We start from the raw sequence: 2,058 nt of genomic DNA on the forward strand, positions 1-2,058 counted from the left end.
GGGACTGTCGGAAAATAGATAGTTCCAAATCAGGGAGGGTATGACTCACAACGAGTCATACCCTCCCTAAATTTATCTGAAAAAAGAAAAAAAGATGGCTAATGACAACCATCTTTCTCTCCGTTACATGTTATAATGTAACTATGCTAACCAATAATTATTATAATGATTTTTTTGAATTAGGGCAACAGAAAATTAACTTTAGTTTCTTCGAATTGAGTTTACCTGACGACGATCCAGTCTATACCCTGAAAAAAGTGATGGAGGAATTAGATTTTTCTGGCTTATTAGCCAATTGTTCAGATAAGGGAAGAACCGGGTACAACCCAATTATGATGTATGCTGTAGTTACCTATGCAAATATGCGGGGGATACGTTCTGTTGACCGTATTGTTGATCTGTGTGAAAGAGACCTTGCTTTTATCTGGCTGACGCGCGGACAAAAACCGAAACGTGATGCTTTTTATGACTTTAAAAACAGGAAGCTGACATCTGATATCCTGGATGATCTGAATTACCAGTTTATGCGGCGGCTGCAGAAAGAAGGGCTAGTCACATTAAAAGAACTTTTTATTGACGGTACAAAGATAGAGGCAAATGCGAACCGTTATACTTTTGTATGGCGCGGAAGCATTAATTACCATCTTGCAGGCCTCCTGGATTCTATCGACCAGCTTTTTGGAAAATATAATGCTTTTTTGCAGGAGAATGATTATGGGGTAAAGTATGGGCTTGGAAATGCACAGATGTTTGTGATTGAAGGAATGGACAAGGTCCGGGAAGTGATCGAAAAGAACAGAAAACGAAAGCTTGCAAAACATAAAAAACTCTCCAATAACCGTATTATAGAGATTGATAACTGTTCTCCACTCGAAATACGGAAACTCCAGAACAATCTCACGATGATCGCAGACAACGAGGGAATCGAATTCGTTTACGGAAAAGGGAAAAGAAAGCCTGCACTTCAACAGTTGCATGAGGAACTGGAACAATGCGGAAAACGACTGATGGAATATAAAGAATGCTTTGAGATCATGGGAAAAGACAGAAACAGTTATTCCAAAACAGATTTGGAAGCAACTTTTATGCGTATGAAAGAAGATCACATGCTGAACGGACAGTTAAAACCAGCATATAATGTTCAGATTGCGGTAGAGAATTATTTTATCGTACATGGATATGTAAGCAGCGACCGCACCGATTATAATACCCTGATCCCAGTCATTGAAAAACATAAGAATGCTTTCGGGAGTATTCTGGAAGAAGTAACTGCGGACAGCGGGTACTGTAGTGAAAAAAATCTGCTTTATTTAAAACAGAATGAAATATCCAGTTATATAAAACTGCAGGATCATGAAAAGCGAAAAACATGCGCTTATTCAGAAGATATCAGTAAATATTACAACATGAGGACAGGGATCTTTGAAGATGAACAGTTCTATATCTGCCATGACGGACGTGAACTGCGGCATCTCAGGACAGAGAGCAAAGAGCAGGATGGATATACACAGATCTTTGAGGTATATGGCTGTGCAGACTGTAGCGGATGTGAACACAAAGTGCGCTGTCTGTATAAGTATGATGCGGAGAAAGATGCCGAAAAGAACAAAGTCATGAAGATCAATGAACAATGGGAGAAACTGAAAGAAAGATCCCATGCCAATATCCAGAGCGAACGCGGAATCCTGAAACGCCAGACACGTTCCATTCAGACGGAGGGACATTTTGGAGACATCAAGGAAAACGAGAACTTCCGGCGTTTTAATTACCGCTCGGCAGATAAGGTATATAAAGAATTCATGCTATATGCCATTGGCAGAAATATAAATAAATATCATCGTTTTTTATATGAAAAACTGAGAAAATTTGAAGGAAAAACTGCCTAGAAAAAATGCGGCTAAAAAAATCCAAGCAAGGATTTTTTGCGGCCAAAACCAGAAAGTATTTATCAAAATAAAAATATCCTGAACAAGTTGCAGAGCCAGAAAGCCTTGTAACTGTCAGGATATTTTTGTTTGGTGCTGTCAGCTTTAAAAAACGTTATTTACCGACAGCCCC

General features: G+C 39.1%; 1 protein-coding gene. It reads left to right on the forward strand.

Going from position 1 to position 2,058, the window contains the following annotated elements; all coding sequences use genetic code 11:
- Positions 1 to 143: 143 nt before the first annotated feature.
- Positions 144 to 1,886 carry an IS1182 family transposase gene (locus PG418_RS19000; protein ID WP_271817418.1) on the forward strand — a complete coding sequence of 581 codons (1,743 nt, stop codon included), beginning with the start codon at positions 144 to 146 and terminating at the stop codon, positions 1,884 to 1,886.
- The last annotated feature ends 172 nt before the right edge of the window (positions 1,887 to 2,058 follow it).

The sequence above is a fragment of the Bariatricus sp. TF06-38A genome, assembly GCF_027690675.1.
Lineage (GTDB): Bacteria > Bacillota > Clostridia > Lachnospirales > Lachnospiraceae > Allocoprococcus > Allocoprococcus comes.